1 protein-coding gene is annotated in these 1,101 nt (G+C 61.9%); it reads left to right on the top strand.

Annotated elements, in window-relative coordinates:
- Nucleotide 1: 1 nt before the first annotated feature.
- Nucleotides 2-1,101: elongation factor Tu (gene tuf / locus H143_RS0119570; protein ID WP_019939963.1), on the top strand; the 1,100-nt coding region annotated here is incomplete at its 3' end.

The following is a 1,101-nucleotide window of genomic DNA, read 5'->3' as shown; positions in this document are numbered from 1 at the left end:
CATGGCAAAAGGCAAGTTTGAGCGTACCAAGCCGCACGTGAACGTGGGTACGATTGGTCACGTTGACCACGGCAAAACGACGTTGACGGCGGCGATCACGACGGTGCTGTCGAGCAAGTTTGGTGGAGAAGCGAAGGGCTACGACCAGATTGATGCGGCCCCTGAAGAGAAGGCGCGCGGCATCACGATCAACACGGCGCACGTGGAGTACGAGACGCAGAACCGTCACTACGCGCACGTGGATTGCCCGGGACACGCGGACTACGTCAAGAACATGATTACCGGGGCCGCCCAGATGGACGGGGCGATTCTGGTGGTGTCGGCCGCCGACGGCCCGATGCCCCAGACGCGCGAGCACATTTTGCTCTCGCGCCAAGTGGGCGTGCCGTACATCATCGTGTTCCTGAACAAGGCGGACATGGTGGACGATGCCGAGCTGCTCGAGCTGGTGGAAATGGAAGTGCGCGAGCTGCTCTCGAAGTACGATTTTCCGGGCGATGACACCCCGATCGTCAAGGGTTCGGCCAAGCTGGCGCTCGAGGGCGACAAGGGCGAGCTGGGCGAGCAGGCGATCATGGCGCTGGCCGATGCGCTGGACACGTACATCCCGACGCCTGAGCGCGCTGTGGACGGCGCTTTCCTGATGCCGGTCGAAGACGTGTTCTCGATCTCGGGTCGCGGCACGGTGGTGACCGGCCGTGTCGAGCGTGGCATTGTCAAGGTGGGCGAAGAAATCGAGATCGTCGGTATCAAGCCCACGCTCAAGACCACCTGCACGGGCGTGGAGATGTTCCGCAAGCTGCTGGACCAGGGCCAGGCCGGAGACAACGTCGGTATTTTGCTGCGCGGCACCAAGCGTGAAGAAGTCGAGCGTGGCCAGGTGCTGGCCAAGCCCGGTTCGATCACCCCGCACACCGAGTTCACGGCCGAGGTGTACATTCTGTCCAAGGATGAAGGCGGTCGCCACACGCCGTTCTTCAATGGTTATCGTCCCCAGTTTTACTTCCGCACCACGGATGTGACCGGCACGATCGACCTGCCCAAGGACAAAGAGATGGTGCTGCCGGGCGATAACGTGACGATGACGGTCAAACTGCTGGC

The organism is Bordetella sp. FB-8 (assembly GCF_000382185.1).
Taxonomy (GTDB): Bacteria; Pseudomonadota; Gammaproteobacteria; order Burkholderiales; family Burkholderiaceae_B; genus Bordetella.
The sequence above is the reverse complement of the archived record's forward strand: the minus strand, read 5'-3'. Positions and strand labels throughout refer to the sequence as shown.